This is a genomic window from Candidatus Glassbacteria bacterium (assembly GCA_019456185.1).
GTDB lineage: Bacteria > Gemmatimonadota > Glassbacteria > GWA2-58-10 > GWA2-58-10 > JAJRTS01.
The window spans coordinates 929-25,685 of the sequence record VRUH01000014.1 but is presented as its reverse complement, the minus strand read 5'-3'; the positions used below and the strand labels follow the sequence as shown (position 1 = coordinate 25,685).

General features: G+C 59.5%; 23 protein-coding genes and 1 pseudogene (1 of these 24 only partly in view). 12 read left to right on the top strand and 12 right to left on the bottom strand.

The window, feature by feature from the left end; translation table 11 throughout:
* Positions 1-8: 8 nt before the first annotated feature.
* The 7 genes from FVQ81_07430 to FVQ81_07400 all read right to left on the bottom strand — a co-directional run bounded on the left by FVQ81_07430 (position 9) and on the right by FVQ81_07400 (position 5,990).
* Positions 9-1,082 carry an efflux RND transporter periplasmic adaptor subunit gene (locus FVQ81_07430; protein MBW7996383.1) on the bottom strand — a complete coding sequence of 358 codons (1,074 nt, stop codon included), beginning with the start codon at positions 1,080-1,082 and terminating at the stop codon, positions 9-11.
* Positions 1,083-1,270: 188 nt separating this feature from the next.
* A complete protein-coding gene (locus tag FVQ81_07425) occupies positions 1,271-2,632 on the bottom strand; it encodes a TolC family protein (protein ID MBW7996382.1) in 1,362 nt (453 codons plus the stop codon).
* 32 nt (positions 2,633-2,664) lie between these two features.
* Entirely contained in the window at positions 2,665-2,865 is a 201-nt protein-coding gene (locus tag FVQ81_07420) for a DUF2892 domain-containing protein (protein ID MBW7996381.1), read from the bottom strand.
* Positions 2,866-2,944: 79 nt separating this feature from the next.
* Positions 2,945-3,268 carry a thioredoxin gene (trxA, locus tag FVQ81_07415; protein ID MBW7996380.1) on the bottom strand — a complete coding sequence of 108 codons (324 nt, stop codon included), beginning with the start codon at positions 3,266-3,268 and terminating at the stop codon, positions 2,945-2,947.
* 189 nt (positions 3,269-3,457) lie between these two features.
* Entirely contained in the window at positions 3,458-3,892 is a 435-nt protein-coding gene (locus FVQ81_07410) for an IS1595 family transposase (GenBank protein ID MBW7996379.1), read from the bottom strand.
* Positions 3,893-3,895: 3 nt separating this feature from the next.
* Positions 3,896-4,330: a hypothetical protein gene (locus tag FVQ81_07405; protein ID MBW7996378.1), complete on the bottom strand. Its 435-nt coding sequence runs from the start codon at positions 4,328-4,330 to the stop codon at positions 3,896-3,898.
* Positions 4,331-4,565: 235 nt separating this feature from the next.
* Positions 4,566-5,990, bottom strand: a complete 1,425-nt coding sequence (locus FVQ81_07400; protein ID MBW7996377.1) for a PAS domain-containing protein — start codon at positions 5,988-5,990, stop codon at positions 4,566-4,568.
* Between the two features lie 231 nt (positions 5,991-6,221).
* Between FVQ81_07400 and FVQ81_07395 the strand changes: the two genes are divergently transcribed.
* From FVQ81_07395 to FVQ81_07385, 3 genes are all read left to right on the top strand, one after another.
* Entirely contained in the window at positions 6,222-6,671 is a 450-nt protein-coding gene (locus tag FVQ81_07395; GenBank protein ID MBW7996376.1) for a CBS domain-containing protein, read from the top strand.
* Between the two features lie 370 nt (positions 6,672-7,041).
* Entirely contained in the window at positions 7,042-8,460 is a 1,419-nt protein-coding gene (locus tag FVQ81_07390) for a hypothetical protein (GenBank protein MBW7996375.1), read from the top strand.
* A 126-nt stretch (positions 8,461-8,586) separates the two neighbouring features.
* Positions 8,587-10,617, top strand: a complete 2,031-nt coding sequence (locus tag FVQ81_07385) for an esterase family protein (GenBank protein MBW7996374.1) — start codon at positions 8,587-8,589, stop codon at positions 10,615-10,617.
* A 26-nt stretch (positions 10,618-10,643) separates the two neighbouring features.
* On the opposite strand, the gene FVQ81_07380 is transcribed toward FVQ81_07385, so the two are convergent.
* Entirely contained in the window at positions 10,644-10,913 is a 270-nt protein-coding gene (locus FVQ81_07380) for a hypothetical protein (protein MBW7996373.1), read from the bottom strand.
* 104 nt (positions 10,914-11,017) lie between these two features.
* Here FVQ81_07380 and FVQ81_07375 point away from each other — a divergent pair, with 104 nt between their 5' ends.
* The 7 genes from FVQ81_07375 (at position 11,018) to FVQ81_07345 (ending at position 19,078) form a co-directional block, all read left to right on the top strand.
* A complete protein-coding gene (locus tag FVQ81_07375; GenBank protein ID MBW7996372.1) occupies positions 11,018-12,205 on the top strand; it encodes a hypothetical protein in 1,188 nt (395 codons plus the stop codon).
* Between the two features lie 21 nt (positions 12,206-12,226).
* On the top strand, positions 12,227-13,090 hold the full coding sequence (locus FVQ81_07370; GenBank protein ID MBW7996371.1) for a hypothetical protein: 864 nt from the start codon (positions 12,227-12,229) through the stop codon (positions 13,088-13,090).
* 42 nt (positions 13,091-13,132) lie between these two features.
* Positions 13,133-13,975, top strand: a complete 843-nt coding sequence (locus FVQ81_07365; protein MBW7996370.1) for an alpha/beta hydrolase — start codon at positions 13,133-13,135, stop codon at positions 13,973-13,975.
* A 167-nt stretch (positions 13,976-14,142) separates the two neighbouring features.
* Entirely contained in the window at positions 14,143-14,727 is a 585-nt protein-coding gene (locus tag FVQ81_07360) for a sigma-70 family RNA polymerase sigma factor (GenBank protein MBW7996369.1), read from the top strand.
* An 82-nt stretch (positions 14,728-14,809) separates the two neighbouring features.
* Positions 14,810-15,037, top strand: coding sequence for a hypothetical protein (locus FVQ81_07355; protein MBW7996368.1), 228 nt, complete (start codon positions 14,810-14,812; stop codon positions 15,035-15,037).
* Between the two features lie 15 nt (positions 15,038-15,052).
* Entirely contained in the window at positions 15,053-15,514 is a 462-nt protein-coding gene (locus FVQ81_07350) for a hypothetical protein (protein ID MBW7996367.1), read from the top strand.
* Between the two features lie 99 nt (positions 15,515-15,613).
* On the top strand, positions 15,614-19,078 hold the full coding sequence (locus FVQ81_07345) for a hypothetical protein (GenBank protein ID MBW7996366.1): 3,465 nt from the start codon (positions 15,614-15,616) through the stop codon (positions 19,076-19,078).
* A 53-nt stretch (positions 19,079-19,131) separates the two neighbouring features.
* Here FVQ81_07345 and FVQ81_07340 read toward each other — a convergent pair whose 3' ends face one another.
* The 4 genes from FVQ81_07340 to FVQ81_07325 all read right to left on the bottom strand — a co-directional run bounded on the left by FVQ81_07340 (position 19,132) and on the right by FVQ81_07325 (position 22,553).
* Positions 19,132-19,341, bottom strand: a complete 210-nt coding sequence (locus FVQ81_07340; GenBank protein MBW7996365.1) for a cold-shock protein — start codon at positions 19,339-19,341, stop codon at positions 19,132-19,134.
* Positions 19,342-19,541: 200 nt separating this feature from the next.
* Positions 19,542-20,795, bottom strand: coding sequence for a glucuronate isomerase (locus FVQ81_07335; protein ID MBW7996364.1), 1,254 nt, complete (start codon positions 20,793-20,795; stop codon positions 19,542-19,544).
* Between the two features lie 43 nt (positions 20,796-20,838).
* Positions 20,839-21,324, bottom strand: coding sequence for a hypothetical protein (locus FVQ81_07330; GenBank protein ID MBW7996363.1), 486 nt, complete (start codon positions 21,322-21,324; stop codon positions 20,839-20,841).
* A gap of 77 nt (positions 21,325-21,401) precedes the next feature.
* Complete coding sequence (locus FVQ81_07325) at positions 21,402-22,553, bottom strand: hypothetical protein (GenBank protein MBW7996362.1); 1,152 nt, start codon at positions 22,551-22,553, stop codon at positions 21,402-21,404.
* Between the two features lie 432 nt (positions 22,554-22,985).
* Between FVQ81_07325 and FVQ81_07320 the strand changes: the two genes are divergently transcribed.
* On the top strand, positions 22,986-24,350 hold the full coding sequence (locus FVQ81_07320; protein MBW7996361.1) for an amidohydrolase family protein: 1,365 nt from the start codon (positions 22,986-22,988) through the stop codon (positions 24,348-24,350).
* Positions 24,351-24,387: 37 nt separating this feature from the next.
* Positions 24,388-24,757, top strand: a pseudogene (locus FVQ81_07315) (SagB/ThcOx family dehydrogenase); it runs 356 nt beyond the window's last position.

Here is a 24,757-nt window from a genome sequence, read left to right as displayed (position 1 = left end):
CGAGGAACTCATGAGTTCACCTCCTGCACGGTCACGCCCTCGCGCATCTGCCGCAGCTTGCCGGTCACGATCCGCTCACCGGCGGTCAGGCCGGAGAGCACCTCGACCCGCTCGCCGCTGGTACGGCCCAGGCGGACCCAGCGCAGACGGGTGGTATTCTCGTCATCGAGTACGAACAGACCGGTAAGCTGGCCGCGGCGGACGATGGCCGTTTCGGGCACGCTGATCGTCTCGTCGGTCCCGGTCCGGAACAGCACCCGCGCGAACATTCCGCTAACCAGGGTCCCGTCCTCGTTGGGCAGCACCAGTTGCACCTTGAACCTTCGCGTGGCCGGGTCGCCGGCGGGCACCACCGACTCCACCCGCGCCTGAAATTGGCCTGAGCCGATTTCCACCAGCGCACTCTGCCCGACGGATACCCTGCCCACATCCTTTTCGCTCAGGGAGGTCACTATTTTCAGGCTGTCCTGCATCTCGACAGTCACCAGCGGAGCGCCCGGAGCGCCCATGTCGCCCTTGTCCACCGTGCGGCCGGTGACAAACCCGCTGAACGGGGCCTTGATATTGAAGTAGTCGAGCTGGCTGCGGGCCCCGGTCAGCTTGTTACGGGCGGCGTCGGCGCCGGCGGAGGCCGCCTCGTACTGAGTGCGGGCGTTATCAAGATTCTGTTTGGTCGCGCTCTGCTCGTCGTAGAGTTTTTTGATCCGGTTATAATAAGCTTCGGCATTTTCCAGCTGGCTTTCGGCGGCGGCCAGTCCGGCTTTGTCCTGCTCAATCCGGCTGACCATGTCCTTGCTGTCGAGCCGCAGCAGCACCTGACCCGCTGTCACCCGGTCGCCTTCCTCCACCAGCACGGCCAGCACGTGGCCCATCACCCGCGTGCTGAGCCTTGCCCGGTCGTACGGCTCCACCGTACCCATCGCGGTGGTGTAGAGCGGGAACTTGTCGGCGGTAACTGTCACCACCGGAGCACGGACAGTGCCGCCCTCGATCCGCTCGACCGCCAGGTCGTCGCCGCCACAGCCGGCCACCAGCAGGACAGCCGCCAGCGCAAAAGTGGTTAAAACGGTAAGAACTTTCATCTCATTACTCCCGATAGTGTATAGTTCAAATCCCCCACGATACCGTTCTCTTTCAGGGAATTACAACCCCCGCCTGCCTGCGGCAGGCACCCCCTTTATTAAGGGGGAATTCATCTTCCCCCCCCTTTAGCAAAGGGGGGCCAGGGGGGATTCATTTAAGTATCTCCACAATATTCTTTGGTCTCGATTCAATTCACCTCCGGGTGGCCGCCGGTGACCAGCGAGAGCCGGGCCAGGGCGACATTATATTCATAGAGCGACCTGACCAGCGACAACTCGCTGTTGGTGGCCGCCAGCTCAGTGTCCAGCAAATCAGTGATCGTAGCCAGCTCGCCCGCGTACTGGTTTTCCACGATCCGCAGGCTCTCGCGGGCCTGTTCCACCGATGAGCGCGCCACGGGCACCATCCGCCCGGCGGCGTCGGCATCCAGGTACGCTTCCTTGACCTGCACCTCCAGATGGTGCCCGGCCAGAGCGGCCTCCCAGGCGGCTTGCTCGCGGGCGGCTCGTTTGCTTTTGATCTTGCCGATATTACGGAAGCCGTTGAACGGGTACCAGTCGAGACTGATCCCCACCATCCAGTTGTTCCCGTCGTTGCCGAACGGCCCGGTGGCGTCCCACTCGTACTGGGCGAAGCCGTTGAGGTGGGGGATAACCTCGCCCCAGGCCGCACGGGCCTCGTACTCCGCCGCGCGGGCCGCGGAGTTAGCCGCGGCCAATTGGGGCTGGTTGACCGTTGCGAACGCGGTCAGACTGTCGAGAGACAGGTCCAGCTCGCGGTCCACCAGGTTTTCGGATGGCAGCAGGAAAACTTCCTTACGCCAGCCCGAGGCCAGCTTGAGATTTTCCACGGCTAAAATCACCATATTGCCGTTCCTGATCCGCTGCTGCTCAATTTCGGCGAGCCGGACAGACGCCTTGAGCTCATCGGCCCTGGTGGCGAGGCCGGTGGCCACCAGCTGACGCGCCTGGTGCACGTGGCTTTCGGCGGCCTTGAACGCGGCGTCGATCACTTTCATGCTTTCGCGGGCCAGGATCACCGAGTAGTAGGCCTGCTTGACCCCGAACAGGGTCTGATCTGTCACCGCCTCGCTGCCGCTGCGGGCGGCGTCGGCGTAGCTCGAGGCGGTCTTGCGGCCATAGAAGCTCTTGCCGCCGTTGAATATCGGCTGTTCGACCACCACGCGGGTGGCCCAGTTGTTCAGCGCCGAGGGCTCGTTGAGCGGGCCAAGAGCGAAATCTGCCTGGGTAAAGCGGCTCTGCCTCAGTCGGGCGCCGAAGGCGAACACCGGATCGTTGCCCCGGATGAACTGCTCGCTCAGCTTGAGGCGGGGCAGGAACCCGGCCAGCGAGGCCAGCTCCATCCCCTCGGCGGCCTCGGCTCCGCTGCGTGCGGCCAGCACCCTGGGGCTGTTAACCCTGGCGTGTTCCAGCACCTCGTCCAGCGAAACCCTCAGCGTGTCGGCGGCCCGCGAGGGCGCGGCGGCGAGGGTCAGGACCAGGGCGGCCAGCACAGTCAGCGGCATGGAAATGTAATTTGTCCTGAACAATGCAATACCTCCTGTGTGCGCAGGTTTCCGGTTCACTGCTGCGGCTTTTCGGCGATACCGAGTTTGGCCAGGATATCCTCCATCAGGCACCACCTGGTAATCGACGATTGCAGCAGGTTGGCACCCACGAAGGCCGTGAACAGGAACCAGCCCGGATGAACCCACCACCCCAGGGCCAGCGAACCCAGCACGAAACTACCGGCTACCGCACGAATAATCCGTTCCATCTTCATTTTTAAATCTCCCCGTAAAAATGTTTCTATCCTATCAGGATGTAATAGCCACGGTTTTGTTGGCAAAAAATTGGCAAAACTAGTCGATTAATGAATCGAGCCTGCTGGTCAGCTCCTCCTCCGGCACCAGGCCGACCACGCGGTCCACCAGCTTGCCGTCCTTGAAAAACAGCACGGTTGGGATTCCCTGGACGCCGAACCGGGCAGCCACCTGGCCGCTGGCGTCGACATTGAGCTTAGCCACGCTGGCCCGGTCGGCGTATGTTTGCGCGATCCGCTCCACCTGGGGTCCCAGGATCTGGCAGGGGGCGCACCAGTCGGTGTAGAAATCGACCATCACGGGCTGAGGCCCCGCCACCTCGCTGTCAAAATTGGTGGTATCGAGGGTTTTTACGGCGCTCATCGTGCACTCTCCTGTTTAAAGGTTGCGTTACGTTTGCCGGAAACACTGCGCTTTAGGCAGGAGAGTAATACAAGATGGGTGCCAGAACGGGGAGGAGGTGTAACTTGGAGAATTATAATGAGATAGGATTAAGGGATGAAAATGGATGGCTAAAAAAGTGTTAAGTTAAAGTGTTGACTTAACATGCATTTAACAGGTGTTAAAAGCATGGGCTTTGCCGCCGATGTATGTTTCATCCATTTCAACTATGCCCTGGAGAAGCCTTTCATCGGCTACCATAGCCCGCCTGATACGCATATTCAGGAACCAAGCTGTCTTTACTGGTAGTTCGAGATCGCGGGCAAGCTGGCGGGATGCTATGCCCTTCTTGGCGTTCAGGATAAGTGATATGGCAAGAAACCATTTCTGTAACGGCAGGTGTGTATGATGAAAGATCGTGCCCACGGTAACGCTAAAGGACTTGCGACAGCCGTTGCAGTGGTGCCGCAGTTCTTTCTTGAGCGGATTGGTGTTCTCGCTCTCGCAGTACGGGCATTTCGGCGTATCGCTCCACCGTACTTTTTCAAGGTGTTCAATGCACGCTTCCTGATCGGGAAAGCGTTTGAATGCCTGCATGATGTTCATGGGCTATCCCTCCACAAAATTAACAATGTCATTAATCGCCTGAAAGGCTCTTTTCTTCCCTTGTATAATTCTTTCTTCTTCCTTGTAAAAACCATCACGATCAAACCAGCCGGGAAACCCCTGTATATAGCGTTGATATTCGTTCAATTTGCTTCTCAGGGTTGTGCGCTTGGAGGGCTTGAGAAAAGGCTCGATCTTTATAATGGCGGTCAGATGCCGATTGCCCATATCGGACATGTAATTAAACATGTTAAAATGGGTGCCTATGCTTTCGACTTCGGGCGACAGAATTCTTATTTCAGGCATAAACGCTTCTCTAAACAGTTCTTGGGCGGCCTTAAAGGCCCTTTTCTTTTCGCGCTCCGTGATGAGCAAGTGTCCAAACCAAAGCAAAACAAGGCTGCTGCTCAGGCCGAGAAGGATATTATCACAATTCATATTGATTCATCCTTTCTTTTTGGCTGTACGCTTGCGCTTGTTATTTATGTGCTGATCTTAAAAGTGCATCGTTGGTGGCGGGGGCTTACCTAGCTATAACACGGCGAGAATGATTTGTCAACCTTAAAAGTGAACATTCCGAGAACAAACGGGCGCACACGCGGGTGCGTTCCTACAGGAGGGTGATTAGATGAAGCTGCGTAGGGGCGGACCCATCTGTCCGCCCGCGGGGCAATCACGGCTTCTCGATCCCGAACTTGTTGATCCAGTTCCAGACAGTCACCCGGCTCACGCCGAAATAACGCGCAGTGGCGCTCTGGTTCCAGCCGTTGGATTCGAGTGCCTGGAGCAGTTCCTCGCGGCCCGGGCGGGTGCGGCCGGCCGGCGGGGGTGTGGCCTGGCCGCCCTGCGCGCCCGCGGGCGTTCCATATAAAAAATTCTGCTGGCCCGGCGGGCACATCTGCTTGCGGAACTCCACGCGCAGGATTTCCTGGGGCAGCATGAACGGCGTTATTTCGCTGGTCTGGCAGAGCACGAACGCATACTCGATTGCGTGTTCCAGCTCGCGGACATTGCCCGGCCAGCAGTAGTCCATCAGCAGCTTCATCGCCTCGTGGTCGATCCGCTCCACGTGCTTGCCGGTCTTGCGGTTGAACAGGTCGATGAAATACTGGACCAGTTCGCTGATATCGCCCGTGCGGTCGCGCAGGGGCGGGAGGGCGACAGGAAAGACCTTGAGGCGGAAGAACAGGTCCTCGCGGAACTCGCCGCGCCGGACCGCTTCGAGCAGGTTCTTGTTGGTGGCGGCGATTATGCGGACATCGGCGGTGCGGGTGGCGCTTTCGCCCACGCGCTGGTACTCCTGGTTCTGCAGCACGCGCAGCAGCTTGAGCTGGATCAGCGGGCTGATGTCGCCGATCTCATCGAGGAAGACTGTCCCGCCCCCGGCCAGCTCGAACCGCCCGACCTTGTCGCGCACCGCGCCGCTGAACGCGCCCTTGACATGGCCGAACAACTCGCTCTCCAGCAGGCTTTCCGGCAGGGCGGAGCAGCTGACCGCCACCAGCGGGCCGGAGGAGCGGCGGCCGAGCTGATGAATCGCCCGGGCGATAAGCTCCTTGCCCGTGCCGCTCTCACCGGTGATCAGCACGGTGCTCTCGCTGTCGGCGGCGAACCGGACCAGGCGGTACACCTCGCGCATGGCCTGGCCCCGGCCGATCATCCCCGGCACCGGCGCGGTCTCATCGTGCTGTTCGCTGCCGCTGGAATAGGCGGTCAGGTCGGGTTTGATCGAGGAGACGTCGGTCAGGCATTCGACCGCCCCGATCAAGTTGCCCGACTCATCGCGCATGGCCCGGACGTTTTTCAGCACCCGCACCATGCTCCCGTCGGGCCTGCGCAGCACGCATTCGCCTGCCTTGAATTCTTCACCGTTATCCGCGAGCGGGGAGCGCTCGTCGGGCTTTTCCCTTTCCTGGTTGATACAGTTCAGGCAGTGCGTGTCGCAGCATTCGCTCCCGATCATCTCCGCCGCGGTTCTCCCGGTGATCCGCTCGGCCGCGGCGTTCCAGTAAATCACCCGGCAGTCGGCGTCCACCGCGAAGATACCGCACTCAACGTGCTCGTGGATAAGGTCGAGGATTTTGTCGCTTACAGTCACGTTTTTCTCTCTTTTTCAGGCTCATCAATCAGCAGTGAGAACGGGACATCAACCCGTGAAGTATATTTAACTCCGGCGCCGGATTATATCAAGAAGGCGGCTGTTGGGTACGCGTCCCGCAAGGCTTGCGACCCGAAAGTTAGCATTGACTGGACTGTCAATAACAGATAGTATGTTATACGCCTTGGTGACGAGTTATGGCAATGGGGAAAAATCAACCGGAGGCATCAGATGAGTACAGTTGGCGATCTGCTGAAGACAAAGGGCTCGCAGGTACTGACCACGTACGAAGACAACTTGATCGCCGATACGGTGGCGGTGCTGGTGGAGCACAATATCGGCTCGTTGATCGTGATGGATCACGAGCACCATATTGTCGGCATTATCACCGAGCGGGATATCATGCGGGTCTCGCATCGCAAGGGGCCGGATTTCGGTAAGACCAAAGTGGGCGAGGTGATGACGCCGCGCGACGATCTGGTGGTGGGACTGCTGGAGGATACAGTGGACTATATCATGCAGGTGATGACCCAGAACAAGATCCGTCACGTACCGATTATCGACAAGGAGCGGCTGCTGGGGATGCTCTCGATCGGCGACGTGGTCAAGGCGCGGCTCGATGCGGTCCAGACCGAGAACCACTACCTGCGCGACTATCTGGGCGACAAGTACCCGGCCTGAGTGCGACCGTCCCCCGCGGCTGATAACCCGTTTTATCCAACCTGTCTGGTAATTCAGAACATGGGGTATGCGTACAGCGTGGCCCCATTTTTGAGTTTTTACCTGAGAGGTTGTTTCATAACCCCCAATGGAAATAATATGAGTGGAAAAATAAAAAAACGAGAGAACCGGTCTTTTTTAAAATTCGGCCGTCGTAGGGGCGGGTTTCAAACCCGCCCCTACCTGTCTTCCATGTAATTCAGCAGTTATGAAACGGGTTCCAATAAAATTCCACTAGCACAAACTTATTCAGGTCAACCGGTCTTTTCCGCCGGTTTGCGATATGATGATGGGGTGACCAAAAGAACTTCCGGGTAATTGAGGAGCAGGTATGAAATTAGCAAGGGCGCTGAATGAGCAGGGAGTCGAGCGGATCAGGGCCGCCACCGGGCGAATCCTGGAAAACACCGGTCTCAAGATCGAGCACGAGGCTGTCCGTGAGCTTTTGCTCGAAGCCGGGGCCAAACCCGGTGCGGACAGCGAAATTATCCGTTTTCCCGCGGAGATGGTCAGCGAATACCTGGCGCTGGCGCCCGCCGAGGTCCGCCTTCCCGGCCGGACCGCCGACTGCGGCGTGCTGGGCGGCGGCAGGAACCCGGTGTTCTGGACCGCCGCGGCGATGAACCTGGCCACCGCCGAGGGCCGCCGGGAGTTCGAGCGGGCCGACCTGGCCCGGCTTGCCCGTCTGGTGGACTCCCTGCCCAATATCGACGGGGTGGTGGGGGTGAGCCTGCGCGATGTGCCGCCGAAGTTCCGCGACGTGGCGGGTTTCCGCGAGATGATCGCCAATACGGGCAAACACGTGCGGATCCTCTCGTTCACACCAAGAGGCGTCGAAGCGATTCTGGAGATGAGCGCGGTTGTGCTGGACGGCGAATCGATTGCGGACAAGCCTATATTCAGCATGGGGTTCACCGCCCACGGCCCCCTGCGCTGGACCAACCTGGCGCTGGAGATTTACTCTACCAGCGCGGGCCACGGGATCCCGGTGATGGTCAACGGGGAGCCGATGGCCGGCGGGACCGGTCCGGTAACCCTGGCCGGAGCGGCGACTGTGGGCAATGCGGAGATAATTGGCGGGATCGTGCTCAACCAGGTGATCGAGCCGGGACGGCCCTGCATTCACAACCTGGGCTTCGCCCACGTGATGGACATGCGTACCGGGGTGGCGGTGACCGGCGCGCCGGAAAACTGCCTGCTGGCCGCGGCCGGGGCCGAACTGGCCCGCAGCTACAACCTGCCGTCGTCCTCCTGGATCAGCAGCGACTCGATGCTCACCGACGCCCAGAGCGCGGCCGAGAAAACCATGGCCGCTATCGCCCACGCTTCCGCCGGTGTGGACCTGATCTGGGGTGTGGGCACCCTGGAAAGCGAACTCTGTATCGGGTTGGGCCAGGTTGTTCTCGACGACGATATTATCGGTTATGTGCGCCGGCTGCTGCGCGGAATCGAGGTCAGCGAGGAGACAATCGCTGCTGAACTTATCGAGGATGTCGGGCACTGCGGCACGTTTCTCGACCGGGAGCACACGATGCTCAATTTCCAACGCGAGATCCATGAAAGCCCTCTGTTCTGCCGCAAGCAGCGGGAGAACTGGGAAGCCGACGGAGCTTTTCCGCTGCAGGAGGTAGTCGAGAAGAGGGCGGAGGAGCTGATCGAGTCCGCCCGGCCGCCATCGTTGAGCGAGGAACAGACTAGGGAGCTGGACCGGATAGAACAGAAGTATTTCCAGCTTATCACGGAAGGCTGATTACATAATGGTTGGAATTACCAGCGCATTCTTACCGGTGTCGGGTCATCTCTTCTCGTCATCTGTAACCGGATTAAACGTCCCTTATCAATCGTCGTGTATCACTCACCGAACAGGACCGAAGCCATGACTCGTTTGATTATCAGACTTTTGCCGGCCCTGGTGGCCGCGCTGCAACTGTCTGTCGCACCGGCCGGGGCCTACCAGGATTTCCACGACCGCACCCACTACAGCCAGGCGTTCGGCCAGTGGCGCCACTACCGCATCCTGCTGCCGCCGGATTACGAAACCAGCGGCAAACATTACCCGGTGGTCTATTATTTCCACGGCCACAGTTCGCGCTACATGGGCGAGCCTTATGGAGACGGGCTCCAGGTGAGCCTGCCGGAGATGATCGACTATCTGAAAACCCACGACGTGATCTGCGTGCGCTGGGACGGCTGGGTGGAGGACAATTACTCCAATTTCTACAGCGGCAGCCCCTACGATATCCAGTCCGATAACGACCCGCCGGAGGGCCAGCGCGATTTCGGAGCTTATTTCCTTGACCTCGTGGCCCATATCGACAGCAACTACCGCACGATCGCCGACCGTCAGCACCGCGCCACCTGCGGGCTGTCGATGGGCGGATTCATGTCGCTTTACCTCAGCGGACGCTATCCGCAACTGGTCGGCAGCGCCTCGAGCTACAATCCCGGCCACGAATTCTGGGTAGGTCCCGCCGGGGCCAAAAGCCACTACATGCTCAGGGATTTCACCGCCAACCACGGCGCAACCATGGTCCGGCTGATCCGCACCTCCGGGGATTATATCAGCCAGTACCACGATGAACTCCACGAGCGCTATTCCCGTAACCCCGATGTCGATTATGAGTTCCGCCGCGAGGAGTACCACCGTCACTGGGTAAAGGGGCTTGCGGAGACACTGGATTTCCATCTGCGCGCCTTCGGGAGCAAATCGCTCAACGACACACCGCGCTCGTTCGACCACGACAACGCGTTCGCTGATTTTACCGTGTGGGGATATCACCTGCAGGTTGCGAATAAGAAAGCCGGCTACACCTGCCTTCGCGGCGTGACCCGCAATTACTTCCGCGTTTTTACCCGTGCCTGGCAGCCCGATGGCCCGGCGGTGGAAGGTCAGACAATCACGGTAACCACGCCGATGCTCTACGGTAATGCCCGGCAATACAGGATCATGGACTACAACCACGCAACCGGACAGGTAAGCTATTACACGTTGACCAGCACCGGGAAAGGCCGGCTGACTTTTAAGCTCGACGGTAACGGACACGATATCGCCGTGCTGGACGGCAGCGAGGGCCGCGCTCCGGTCCTGCTGCCTGTTTACCGCAGCGGCAGCCCGATTGTGAAAGCGGATGTTCAACAGCACGTCCCCCTGAGACTGCTCAACAGCTGCGATATCACCGTGCGCGATATCGGAGTCAGCCTGAGCAGCCGGTATCCGACTGTCGAAATCACCGGCGGTGAAATCACGATTGACTCGATTTCCCCCGGCGGCGTTGTCGACCTGACCGGCAGGATCAGCCAGAGGTTCGTTTCCACCAGCGGCTTTTTCCAGCACTGCCGGCTGAACTTGCATATCCGCTACGCTGGCTGGTACGGAGCCGACAAGCGGATCGACGTCCGGGTGCTGCCCTCACCTCTTGAAACGCCCGATTCCGTGCTGGTGCTTGATGGCCGCAGTGCCACGCTGGATATCTTTCGTCAGGCGGGCAACCAGGGCGGCGGGTTTGTCCGTCAGCGGACTGTGACCGAGGGAACCGGCAACGGCAACGGGGTCGCCGAGCCGGGCGAGGAAGTGACACTCTGGGTGCGGACTGTCCAGGGACTGGATCCGCTGGACAAAAAAACCTGGCACCGGGTCAAGGTCTACTCTTACGACCCGTACGTGACTGTAACTCAGGATATCGCCGAGCAGAAGGGCCTGGAGTGGACAAGCGTCAAGGACCACACTTCGGCGATCATGATTTCGCCCGGGTGCCCCGGCGGGCGCGAAATCGAATTGTTTCTGGAAAGCGAAAGCTACAGCTATCTCTGGAAACCCGACTACCGTTTCGGCGAGCAGCTGCTCTACCAGGCGTTCCAGTTCCACCGTGATGATGTCGGGCGCTACGGGCTTAAAATCGGGGACTGAAGATAAGATGGGGCTAAGCTGCAAAATCAACCGGCCTGGTACTTCCGGGCCCAGTTGTGCAGCAGGCCCCAGAGGACAAAACAGAGCGCGCTCCACAGCAGGCTGAACAGCGCGGTTTCGCCGTGGCCGTGGATCAGGCTCAGCACCAGCCGCCCAAGATAGGCGATCACGCAGACCCACAGCCCGGCGGCCACACCGGCCAGCAGGGGCCAGCGACGGTAAGCGCCGGGCAGCTTTTCTCTCAGTCGCCGGCGGCGGATGTAGTCCTTGTCGAAAAACAATCGGACAACTTTCATTTAATTGTTAACTCAATCATTCCGGCCGGATGCGTACCGGGATATTTTAAAACTTCCCGCTCTGAATTTCCAGAGATAATAATTCGTAAAAAAGTGAGAGGATAATGGCTGACCGACCGCTGGCCGAAAGCTGGACCGGAAGGAAAAGAATCCTGACGGCGTTCGATCATCAGCCGACAGACCGCGTTCCCCGTTTCGACCAGACAGTGACGATGGAAGTGGCCTCGGCCGTGATGGGCCGCGAGGCGCTGGTGGGCGGCGGGACACTCCGTTTCCGCGAGGTGGAGGCCACTTTCCGGGGACCGGATTCGGCAGAGGAGTTCGCGGACAGAATGATCGGGGACGTGACCGAATTTTATCTCAAGCTCGGTTACGACATGGCCCGCCTGCCCTGGCGCGACCGCCGGAAAGCCTCGGCCAGGCTCGACGAATTCACCTATCTCTTCGGCGATGCGGACAAACAAGGACCCTGGGAGATTTACCGCTACGATCCCGCATCATCCAACTGGCACCAGGCCGACAGCTGGCTGGCCGGCGGTAATGTGGAAGCGCTGACGGCCCATCTGGAGCGGGAAGCGGAATCCTGGAGCGGTCCGGATACCGATCCCGGCCGCCTGGACGATATCAGGCGCTTCAAGGCCGGGCTGCCGGATGATATCGCGCTCTGCGCCACGGTGGCTTATCTCGGTATTCCGATGTGGGACGCGGCCTGGCTGATGGCCCTGGAGCTGGCTCCCGCGCTGGTGGAGGCCGATCTGGAACACCAGTTGGAGCAGGGACTGGCGGATATCGAGCTGGCTTCCTCGCTGGATGTGGATGTCGTCCTGGCCGGCGGCGATTTCTGCACAAAGAACGGCCCGGCGTTCAGCCCGGCGGTGTTCGACAGCATGTTCCTGCCGAGGTTAAGAAAACTGACCGGCCATTGCGAGCGGCACGGGATGTATTACGTCTTCCGTACCGATGGCGATACCTGGCCGGTGGCCGAATCGCTCTTCGGCCGCAGCGGCGTGCACGGCTACGGTGAAATCGACTACGGAGCAGGGATGCGGCTGGGGAAACTCCGCCGCGAATACCCCGACCTGACACTGTTCGGTAATCTGGACTGCGGGGGAGCGCTGATATTCGGCGGCGAGGAGGATGTCCGCCGCACGGTGCGCGAAATTCTGGATGAAACCGGCGGTCTGGGCCATGTGGCCGGCTCCTCGAACGCGGTGATGCCCGAAACTCCGCCCCGTAACTACCTGGCGATGCTTGATGAAATCGATAGATACGAGCCGGGTGCAAGCAGGTAATAACGATCCGGGAGAGGTGAGTTGTCGATGATGGCAATGGAAACTTTTATCGAAATCCTCTGGGAGGCGGTCTGCCGCGGGGAGATTCTGTTCCTCGGCGAAAAGGCCGCTGGCCGTCGCTGGATCGAACCGCCGGTCGGCGGGACGGTGCTGGCCCTGGCGCCGCACCCCGATGATCCCGATGCGGTTGCTGTCACCCTGCGGGTGTTCGCCCGTGCCGGCTGCCGGGTAAGCTACGCGGTCACCGGCGGGGCGACCGGCGGAGTGACCGACCAGTACGCCCGCGGCTGGGCGAAAGCGGCCGGGAAAAGTTCGAAAGACCTTGAAACCTGCAAGCTAGAGCTGCGGCGCGCGGAACAGCTGGCCAGTGCGGAAAAATCCGGAATAGTTGACGGGGAAGTCGTGTTCCTCGAAGGCGGAACCGAGGATGATTTCGGCGATTTGACAGAGACACCGGGCAATGCGTCCCTGCTTGGCGAACTGTTGAAAAACGAGGCCCCGGACATAGTCGCCCTGCCGCATGGCGAGGACACGAATGTGGGCCACGCGGCCCTCTATAACCTGTTCCGCGCTCTGGCATCGAAGTTGGCCGCCGGCCGGAACCGGCCCCTGCTGGCGTTATATATCCATGATCCTAAAACAACCGCTATCAACGAGCAGCTCGTGGTCCCGTTCGATGGGGAGGCGGCGCGCTGGAAAGCCTCGCTCCTGCGCTGCCACGACTCCCAGCAGCAGCGCAATATCGAGCAACGGGGTTACGGGCTGGACGAGCGGATCCTGAAACTCAACAGAAAAATCCAGACCGATCTGCAGAACCGGGTGCTGGAACCGTGGAAAGATGAATGCCTCTACGCCGAGAGTTTTCAGATCGAGCTGTTCGGCTGATACCGTCCATCGCCGCGCTGATACGCTGAAAGGGGATTGACCATGCCTGTGAAAAGATGTGCTTTCGCCATTATCTTCGCCCTGGCCGTGGTTCTGTCGGCGGAACCGCTGCCGGCCCAGGAATCGCTCCCCGGCAAGACGGTGTCGGTCAACGGGATGGAGATGTACTACGAGACCTACGGCCAGGGCGAGCCGCTGGTGCTGCTCCACGGGTTTACCGGATCGAGCCGGGGCTGGCGGCGGCTTATCGACGATTTTTCCGGCCAGTATAGCTTGATCCTGCCCGACCTTCGCGGCCACGGCCGCTCCACCAACCCATCCGGCAAATTCACCCACCGTCAGTCGGCCCTGGATGTTTACGCGCTGCTGGACCACCTCGGTATCGGTAAATTCAAGGGTATCGGTTCGAGTACGGGCGGGATGACGCTGGTCCACATGGCCACCAGCCAGGTGGAACGGGTGGAGGCGATGATTCTGATCGGAGCCACGATCTATTTCCCCGAGCAGGCCAGGGAGATCATGCGCAGCACGTTCGCCGACAGTATCACCGATGAACGCCGCGAGAACCTGCTGCGGACGCATAAGCGCGGCGACGGACAGGTCAGGGAGCTGCTTGAACAGTTCCGCGCGTTCAAGGACAGCTACGACGATATGAATTTCACTCCGCCTTTCCTGTCCACGATCAAGGCCCGGACGCTGATTGTCCATGGCGACAGGGACCGTTTTTTTCCGGTGAATATCCCGCTGGAAATCTACGGGTCGATCCCCGAGTCATATCTCTGGATCGTCCCGAACGGCGGGCATGGCCCCCTCGGCGGCAGGTGGTCCGGCATGTTCGTCCAGATCGCCCACGAGTTTCTGGGAGGCGAATGGGAGCGCAGATAAGAATCTAAAGCGATAATTGATACTCCGGGGGAATTAAACTCGAACCGGAGCAGGCGGAACCCGCACCCGCAGAATAATCTCACCCCGCAGATACCGGCCAGGCTCCCCGGCTCAAATATTTTGCGTCACTATCCCAACCATTCCGCAAACTTTACGTAGTAAACAGTATGAACAGTCTGGCCGGACAGTTCAGGATTTCCTTTCTCGTCTCGGGAGACAAAGAGAACAGGGGACGTATTTTCGATGAAATCTGGCGATCCTATCAGCAGCGGATCGCGGTGTTCGTGCGCTATGCAACCCGCGCGGAGGCGGGAGAGGTAGAAGATATTACCCAGGAGATCATGATCCGTGTTTACCGGAACCTCCACCGCTACAACCCGATCTTTTCTTTTAACGGCTGGATCTATACGCTGGCGAGAAATTACTGTATCGACCACCTGCGTAAGACTTCAGCCGGAAATAACCCGCGCAACCGTGCGGATAACGTTGACCTCGACACCGTTGAATCGACTATGCCGGACCCCGAGCAACTGCTGATTGATGATCAACAGGCCAGGTTTATCGGCGGCTTTATCAACTCGCTCGAGTACCGGGACAGGCAGGCGGCTTTTCTCAGGTTTTACGAGGGTATGAGCTACAAATCAATCGCCGGGGTACTGGACATTCCGGTCGGTACGCTCAAGTACCGGATACACGTGATCAGGCAAAACCTTAAATCGGCCATGAAAGAGCGCGATGCGATACGAACCTGACAAGACAACTGACCGGGTGGATAAACTGGTTCACGATTTTTTCAGCCGGGAAGTCGAGCAATACCAGCGCTCGGAGCCACCGTTGCTGATCGGTGAGGAAATTGAATTCCGCTGGGCCGCCACACTGTGGGGCGCGTTGGCTGATCATGCCGCGGTTGCCGTGATCCTGGTCATTATCGCACTGGGGCTGTCTTTCGGACACGGATCATCGCCACTTGGTGAAAGGATCAATAATTCCGCTGCTTTTCAGGACGCTGTCGAAAAAGCTTATGAAACCGGCCAGACAATCTGGCCGTACATCAAATTTTGAATCCGGGAGGAAATCATGCGTAAGTCATACCTGATCCTAATGCCCTTCACTTTTATCTTTTTGTTTGCTGCATTTTGGTTATTAGGCGCCGTACCGCCATATTACTTCACCGATCCCCCAGCTATGCTGGTGATGCTCCTGGTGCTCCTGCTGGTTTTCTGTACATTCAGACCCTCGGAAATTGTGAAGTATATCAAGCTTGCTTTTCAGGAAAGCGCACAGGATAGTTCCGAACTGGAAAACGCTCTACATTTTTTTCGCACGTTTCAGGCATACGCTTTTTATATGGCGATTGTAACATTCATGATGGCATTAATTTTTATCCTGACTGCGGTGCCTGACCTGTCAAATACTGGACCATATCTGGCAGTTGCTTTTCTCACAGTTTTATACGCTTTGATGCTCACGGTTTTTGTCACTCTGCCGTTCCGCGCGAGCCTACAGAAAAAGCTGAACGAACTGGGATCGTCCCGCTGATCATCATCACGATTCCGCCTGATAACGGGGGCAGCCGGTTGCTGTTTTGGCTGCCCCCTTTTTTTATTCTTGCAATCGGGCTGATTCCTGCCGATTCTTATGTGTTCCGAATACCGCCTACCAATCAATTCCCGCACTCGGGAGGCCCGGATGTACGCTCTGCTGCTCGCACTGACTTTCTCTTTTTTTGTCGCCTGTGCCTCCCCAGCGGATAACCAGGTGGCTCAAGCCCCGGAGCCGGGCTGGACGCACCTCTCCACAACTACCGGCGATCTGCCCGCGCCCGGCTTGGCCACCCAGCAGACAGCCTCGCTGGTGGCCGATCTCAACCTGGACGGAGTTAACGACTTCGTGATCGGCTGCCGTCAGGCGCCCCCCTCGATGGTGCTCTATTTGCGTTCGGGCCAGAGCTGGGACCGCTTTGTTATCGATTCCACCACGCTGCCGGTCGAAGCCGGGGGCGCGGCGCACGATATCGACGGCGACGGGGATCCGGATATCGTGATGGGCGGAGACTCATCGAGCGATCAGCTCTGGTGGTGGGAAAATCCGTACCCCGCTTTCAACCAAGCCCGTCCCTGGACCCGGAGGCTGATCAAGTCAGGCGGGGGCAATAAGCATCACGACCAGATATTCGGCGATTTCGACGGCGACGGACGGCTGGAGCTGGTGTTCTGGAACCAGGGAGCGTGCAAACTGATCCGCGCGGCGATTCCCGACGATCCCACGGTCGAGCCGTGGGAACTCGATGAAGTCTACTCCTGGTCGCCCGACGACCATCCAGAGGGCGGACCGGAGCTGCCGGGCTGGGCCGATCCCAACGAACACGAGGGCCTGGCCGCGGCGGATATCGACGGGGACGGCGTGACCGACCTGGTCGGCGGCGGGCGCTGGTTCAACTTTACCGGCGGCGGTGTCGAGATGCACCCGATAGACATCACCCAGCATTTCACCCGCTCGGCCGCCGGGCAGCTTGTCGAAGGCGGCCGTCCCGAGGTGGTGCTGGTTGTGGGCGACGGGGTAGGCAGGGTCAGGATGTACCAGTGGACCGGCGCGCGCTGGGCCGGACGCGACCTGCTGGGCCATGAGGTCTGGCATGGGCACAGCCTGCAGATTACCGATCTTAACGGCGACGGTCATCTGGATGTGTTCCTGGCCGAGATGGGACTGAACGAGCAGAACCCGGACGCCAAGGTCTACGCTTTCCTCGGCGATGGGCGGGGAGGCTTCCGCACCCGGATCGCGGTCGAGCGTTTCGGCAACCACGAGAGCCGGGCGGCGGACCTCGATGGCGACGGGGATATCGATATCCTGGGCAAACCATACAACTGGCGCACCCCGCGGCTGGATATCTGGCTCAACGGCGGTGCGGCGTTCGAGCCGGACGAACTGCCGATGGAGCATATCATTATCGACCAGGACGGCCCGGCGGACCCGCACACCAAGTCGGCGGGCGACCTTGACGGCGACGGGATCGAAGACCTGGTGATCAGCTCCAGCGCCGGCGGACCGATAGTATGGTACCGCTCGCCGGACCGGGAAAAGTTCATGATTGCCCCGGCGGGACGCTGGAGCTGCGACGCCGAGGTGGGTGACATGGACGGCGACGGGGACAATGACCTGGTGATCTCCGAGTACTACGATAAAAAGCGGATGGAATGGTATGAGAACCCCGGCCCCGGAGCCGATCCATCGACCTGGCGGTGGAAACTCCACGCTATCGGCCCGCCGCGCGCCCACGATCTGGAACTGGCGGACCTGGACGGCGACGGCGACCTGGATATTGTCTCGCGCAGCCAGAGCGGGTTCGGCACCGCGGAGGGTAACCGTCTGATCCTCTGGTATCACGGCACCGGGGACAACTGGACTCAGCAGGTTCTCGACTGTCCGCACGGCGAGGGCCTGGCCCTGGGGGATATGGACCGCGACGGCTTCCCTGACGTTGTTATCGGCGGGAAGTGGTTCTCCAACCCGGGTAACGAAGGCGATCCGTGGGCTGAGCACACCTTTGCCGACTGGCACATGGATGCGGTGGTCAAGGTGGCCGATGTCAACGCCGACGGCCGGCTGGACGCGCTGATGACCGAGGCGGAAAGCACCGGCGAGCTAGCCTGGTTCGAGGCACCGCCGGACCCGGCCCACTCCGGCTGGGCCAAACACGTAATCTCACCCAGCCTCGAAAAAGGACACAGCCTGGGAGCGGCGGACCTGGACAACGATGGCGATCTCGACGTGGCCACCGCCGAGATGCACCAGTCCGAGGACCCCGACCCGGTGCTGGTTTTTATCAATCGGGGCGATGGGCTGAACTGGCGGCGGCAGGTGCTCTCGGAAACCGGGTCTCACGGGATCAGGCTGGGTGATTTCGATGGAGACGGGGACACGGATATTTTCGGGGCCAACTGGAAATCGGTGGCCCGGGACAGCCTGGCCTACGTGGAACTCTGGCGCAACAACCTGGTTACCACGGCCCGGCTTGCCACGGACCGCTGGGAGCGTCACGTAATCGACCCTGGCAAGCCCTGGCGCGCGGTGTTTATCGATGCGGCGGACCTGGACGGTGACGGGGACCGGGACATTGTCACCGGCGGCTGGTGGTATCGCAATCCCGGAGAGCCGGGCGGAAACTGGCGGCGGGAAACAATCGGCGAGCCGCTGCGCAACATGGCCGCGGTTGGCGATTTCAACGCGGATGGCTATCCCGACATCCTGGGTACCGCGGGCAAGGGCTCGGACGCCAGTTCGCAGTTCGTCTGGGCGGTGAACAAGCAGGGAAACGGGTTCGAGATAAAAGATAACATCCCCCGGGCCCAGGGTGATTTCCTGCAGGGAATCGAAGTGCTGAATGCGGGTCCCACGGCGCTGGTGGCGGTAATGTCCTGGCATATGGCCGGCCAGGGGATCCAGGCGTATATCATCCCGGATGACCCGGTGCGCTCGGACTGGGAGTGGATGAAGGTGACGCCGGTCTCCCAGGACGAACAGGTGTCGGCCGGTGATATCGACGGGGACGGGGACCTGGACCTGCTGCTGGGTACGATCTGGCTGGAAAATTCCGGGGATGGCTCAATTGACACTCATACCCTGTTCGAAACCGATGAGTCGCCGGACAGGAACCGTCTGGCCGATATCAACGGCGACGGCCGGCTGGATGCGGTTGTCGGCTACGAGGCGATCAACGTTCCCGGTAAGCTTGCCTGGTACGAGAACCCGGCCGAACCACGCGGCCTCTGGATCGAACACGTGGTGGCCGAGGTTGTCGGGCCGATGAGCCTGGACGTGGCGGACCTCGACCTGGACGGCGACCAGGATATCGTGGTGGGCGAGCATAACTACGAAAAACCGGCGACAGCGCGCCTGCTGGTGTTCTCCAATCAGGACGGGCGTGGTGGAGCATGGCGGCAATCGGTGGTCCACACGGGCGACGAGCACCACGACGGGGCGGTGACAGTGGATATCGACAACGACGGGGACCTGGATATTATCTCGATCGGCTGGAGCCACCCCAGGGTGCTGCTCTATGAGAACAAGGCCATGCATGTGGAAAACCGGGTACGGAAATAAAAAAAGCCGGAACTTTTCAAAGCTCCGGCTTTTTGATGTCAGTCAGGCCGAGATCAGCCCTTGTTGAGCGGGACCACGTTTTCAGACTGCAGTCCCTTCGGCCCTTCTACGATATCAAATTCAACTTCCTGATTTTCGTAAAGAGTCTTGAAACCATCAGACTGGATGGCGGAATAATGGACGAAGACATCGGGTCCATTCTCCTGCTCAATAAATCCGAAGCCCTTGGACTCATTGAACCATTTCACTTTTCCGGTCGCCATCTTGAAACACTCCTACAGCAAAAATTAATGTAACTGGCTGTGAAGCACGCGATGCTTACCAACAGCCAAAAAAAAGCAGGGAAAGCAAGTCTCCCTGCTACAGTAACAATATAACAAAAAAAAAGCTATCTGGCAATAAAAATTATTGTTGTAATGAATTTACTGTCTTCGGTGATTTTTTTCACCTTCCGCCGGTCCGCTCATTTCCAGCCGACAAACCGCTTGAAATTGCCGCCGAACAAGTTGGCTACATCGCGCCGGATTTCCTCCTCGGTGGGAGACCAGCCGGCGCGCAGGAGGTCATCGTACTTGTCGGCCAGCACCCCGGCGATCAACTCGCGCGAGTGGGCCCACTTGTAAATCAGCTGGTCCAGCACCCGGGCGTCGGAGTGCTGCGGGACAAAACTCGTGCCCAGCAGTTCCATTCGCTCGGAGGTTATCTCGAGGATGATACTCGGGTTGTTCATGAACCACCAGCAGCCGAAGAGCATCACGTTGGCGAACTTGCGGGCCATGATGCAGGCTTCGTGCTGGTTTTCGCGGCTGAGGAAAGTTACCAGGAACTTGTTGTGCGGAAAATTGGCGGCCAGATACTCCATCGTGCCCATATCGGCCTTACCCACGCAATCGCCGGCCAGGCCCAGGCTGGGGTTCACCAGCTTGTTCACCCCGATCATCATCGCAAACGGCAGTCTGGTGGCCCGGCAGACAGGCAGGATACAGTGCTCGATTATGGTCGCCCGCTTGCTGTCCTCGGGGTAGCGGAACGACGGCGGCAGGGAAGCCGCCAGGTAGAGCGGGCTCATCTTGTCGATCCAGTCCTCCAGGAACAGGCGGATCTGGCTCAGCGTCTGCTCGTTCAGGTCCTTGGAGGTCTTATAACCCCACTCCTCGACTCTGCCGGCAGTGTTATCCCAGTCCATCAGGATCGGATCGATCCGCAGCGCGGTCCTGAAGCGCGGGTCGGTGTTGCCCTCGGTCCATTCCCACACCCCCCGCTCAGTGTCATCAAACGGGTCGTTGGTCATCACCACCGCCTCGACATTGGCCTCCTCGAATACCCGGTCCACGTAGTCTTCCGCTTTCTGCGAGGCGAAATACTCCCTGAAGGCGATCAGATCGCGCGTGCCGGGTTCAAGCTCCAGGCGGTCGAGCACGGTCAGCACCCCTCGGTTGGACTCCGATATGGGACTGTGGTCGATAAACAGCTCCTGCCAGATCAAATCCGCCTGCATGGTTTTATCGAGCTTGAAAAAGTCCTTGGGACTCATGTCGCTGTAGCGGAAATACTCCGCCACCAGGTAATGGTAAGTCAGCAGCTCATCGATTCCCCACAACAGCAGTTCCCCGAACGCCGGAGGATAGAGATGGGTGTGCATGTCCAGCACCGGAGTCTGCTCGACAGAATCGAACACGATGTCGAACAGGACTTTTCTGTCGCTGATCTGGTTCATCAAATGCTCCGTGTTTAACGGTATCTGTTTGGGGCAGGAATGGCTACCTGTGCTCCAGCTTGCCGTCGTGGGAATTCTTGACCGCGATCGCGTCGATCTCGATCAGCGCGCCGCCAACCAGGCCGGAGACCTCGACTGTTGCGCGGGCCGGCCGTGCTGAAGTGAATACTTTTTTGTAGGCGGCGTTCATATCCGCATAATCCGTGATATTCTTGAGGAACACCGTGGTTTTGACCACCCGCGACATATTGCTGCCGGCGGCGTTGAGATGCCGCTCGATATTCGCCAGCGCCTGGCGGGTCTGGCTGGCGATATCCTCACCGGCCATCTTGCCCGTGGCCGGATCGATACCTATCTGGCCGGAGACAAAAACCAGCTCGCCGACAGAAACTGTCTGGGAGAACGGGAGGTCGGAGGCGGGCAGTGAGGATTTGTCCTTGCCGGCGGATTGCGCGAGCAGGAGCGAGAATCCGCAGAACGCGGCGATCAGAACCAGAAACCTGAAAGAGCCGGTGCTTTTCCTTGCCATTATCGACCTCGGGAGACGAGTTAAGAAATTATAAGCAGGCTGACACGAGAGTAATTTACCACCCGTTCCCGGCGGATTCAACCGTAGACAGGAATGCTCTGCTCGCAGGCGGTTTCGTACATGGCCAGAATATTCTCCAGCGGGGCATCGATCTGGATATAGGTGTGACCCGGCCCCAGGATAAAACCGCCGCCGGGCCCCAGGATCTCGATATTGCGCCGCACTTCGTTCTGCACGTCCTTGACGCTGCCTTTGTTCAGGGTCTGGAGCAGGTCAACCGAGCCGTAGAACGTAAGGTCCCGGCCGAACTCCTTCTTAAGCTCCCTGAGATTCATCCCGGTGCTGCGGCGCTGGATAGGCTCCAGAATATCCACCCCGGAGTCGATAATCTCCGGCAGGAGCAGGCGCACCGAGCCGCAGACGTGGAGCAGAAACTTCTTGCCGTGGGCGTGGACCCTGTCGGCGATAGCCCGCAGGTACGGTTTGATCAGCCTTTTGAACACGTCGGGGCTGAACAGCGGCCCGCTGGACATGCAGTAATCGTCGGCAACGTAGAAGATGTCGAACCCGTCGGGGGCCTGCTCCAGCAGCCTGTCCAGCGCCTCGATCAGGTAAGTGCTGGTGCGCTCGACCAGGGCCTGGGTCAGCACGGGGTCCATCGCCAGGTCGACCAGGAACTGCTCCATCCCGCGCAGGAACGTGGCGTTGAAATAACCGCCGTGGGTGATATGGGCGATTATCGCCCGGTGTGGCTGGGACTTGCGCAACTCGTTTAAATGGCCGAATTCCAGCAGGTTGGGGTCGGGCCAGTCGTAGTGGTCCAGATCGCAGGCGCTTTCGATATCCGACAGGGGGTAATAGACGATTTCATCGTAGTAGCCGGTCTTGCCGTTGGCGTTGTATGGTTGTTTCTTCTGATGGTAGCCCCAGCGGTTCTGGAACAGTCCGTTGGCCAGTTGTTTCTCGCGCGGATCCTTGACAACCGGGCCTTCAAGCCAGGTGTCGACATTCAGCGCATCCCAGAGCTCCTCTCTGGTCGAGATCCCGAAATGCCCGTAGAGCAGCTCGAACACCTCGGGCTGGGCGTCGAAAGTGATCGGCACCCTGTCGGGTTCCCTGTGGTCGACCGCTGTCAGTACCCGTTCTCTGCCGTTCACGATAGCTCTCTGATCCGGTTTAGATGCGGTTTTAAAAAAGAGGGAAACTGCCAAGGCGGCTGGGTCGCACATCCCCGCCTCGTCACATTGCCTCTGCCAAAAATAATGCGTTCGGAAATGATTATCAACAGCGAGGCCAATAATTTTAATAGAAGCTATTTCATAACCTTAAAACGGGACAACCCCCGCCTGCTTCGCAGGCACTCCCTTTGTAAGGGGAATACACACCCCGCCTGCTTCGCAGGCACCCCTCTCAAGAGGGGAATCCTGTCCGGCCTCAGGCTTTTTCGTACGGTGGCTGGGGTTATCCGGTTTTAGTCCCCCTTAGAAAAGGGGGAAACAGGGGGTTGTGTTTTTGGGATTACCTGCCAATGGGCGAAAATTTGAAATAAAACTCCAGTTATAAAACAACTTCTAATCAACAACGCTTGAAAATCATTCTTTGACATTGACTCGGCGCGAGCGAAAGCCCTATACTAATGCGGTCCGGCGGCTGATGACACTTTGAGCGCCGGCTTGGATTCGACCAGCGACTTTATGGAGATTGTCAGGATGCCCAGTGCCGAGACGGTATTCGAACGGTTGAGGCCGGAGATCGGCCAGATGCCGGTGATCGACAGCCACGAGCACACCCGCAGCGAGCGTGAGCGGATCGAGTTCCCGCCGGGACCCGAGCAGCTCGGCTATGTCGGCTGCGATCTGTGCGGAGCGGGGGCGCAGTGGAAGGAGAGCGAGGCTGTGGAAAACGCTCCCGACAACCAGGATGCCGCCCGCGAGGTGATCCTCAAATACTGGCCATATACCCGCACAACCGGCTATGGCCGCAGTATCGAGCGGACGCTGCGCGGAGTGTTCGGGATCGAGCAGCTGAACGGGGAGACTTACGGGCAGCTCGCCTCCCGTCTGCGGGATGGGATAACCGAGGGCAGCTACGAGCACTGGTTCCGCGACAAGTATAATATCCACGCCGTCGTGCTGGACGTGGACAGCGATGAGGACTACTCGCCGCTGTTCTTCCGGAGCCTGCGCCACGCCAAGTATTTCGTCCTCTGCGACAGCCGGGCCGAGCTGGAGGACCTGGAGCGCCGCAGCGGACGGTCGATCCATTCTGCGGCGCAGATGCGCGATGCGATGTGGAGCTATCTGGAGCGGCTGATTGAGGAGCAGCCCCGGGTAGTTGCGCTCAAGAACAACCTGGCTTACAACCGCTCGATCGCGTTCGAGCGCACAACCCTGGCCGAGGCCGACCGGGCGTTCAACCTGCTGTTCGCCGATAAGTTCGCCCGCCACGCCGATAGCTGGATCGCGCCCCATCACCGCAGCTACGATGAGCTGGCCGCACTGCAGAATTTCCTGGTCCACGAATCGGTGCGTTTCGCCGAGGAGCACGATCTGGTCTACCAGATCCACACGGGGCTGCAGGCTGGTTACACCAACAGAATATCCGACAGCCGGCCCTCGCACCTGGTCGACCTGGTGAGCGAATACCACCGGGTGAAATTCGTGCTGTTCCACGGCGGATTCCCCTGGGGCAGGGAATGGGGCGTGCTGGGCAGGAACTTCCCCAACATCTACCTGGACCTGTGCTGGATGCACATCATCAGCCCGGCGACCACGGTGCAGATGCTGGACGAGTGGCTGGACTATGTGCCGTCGAACAAGATCCTCGGTTTCGGCGGCGACCTGAAACTGGTCGAGAGTATCCACGGCCACCTCGAAATCGCGCGGGACAATATCGCGAGGACTCTGGCGCGCAAGGTGGTGCGCGGGGACTACGACATTCCCACGGCGCTGGAAATCGCTCGCCGGATGCTGTTCGATAATCCAAACAGGGTGTTCGGCCTGGGTATCGAGTCCCCGGCGAGCTGAACGCCGCTGTTGCAGGGAAATAAGAGTGGAGGATGCGATGAGTGCGGAGAATGCCGCGGAACTTGATATCGGCGGGGAATTCCAGGAGTTGACCAGGTATTTCCGCGAGACGCTCAAGGAGTGGTCTCCGCGCTGGGAGGACCAGGTCGGCCAGTTCAAAAGCTATCCGGACGCAGAAGGGATCGAGCTGCCGGAACCCGCAACCAAAGGCGGGGAAAAACTGTGGAACGTAATCGTCCGGCGCAGGAGCTACCGGGATTTCGAGGAAAAGGAGATAGGCCTCAAGCAGCTCAGCCAGCTGCTGTGGGCCTGCCAGGGAATCACCACCCACACCCGGAACTTTTTCTTCCGCGCGGCTCCCAGCGCGGGTGCGTTGTACCCGGTCGAGACCTACCTGGTATGCAATC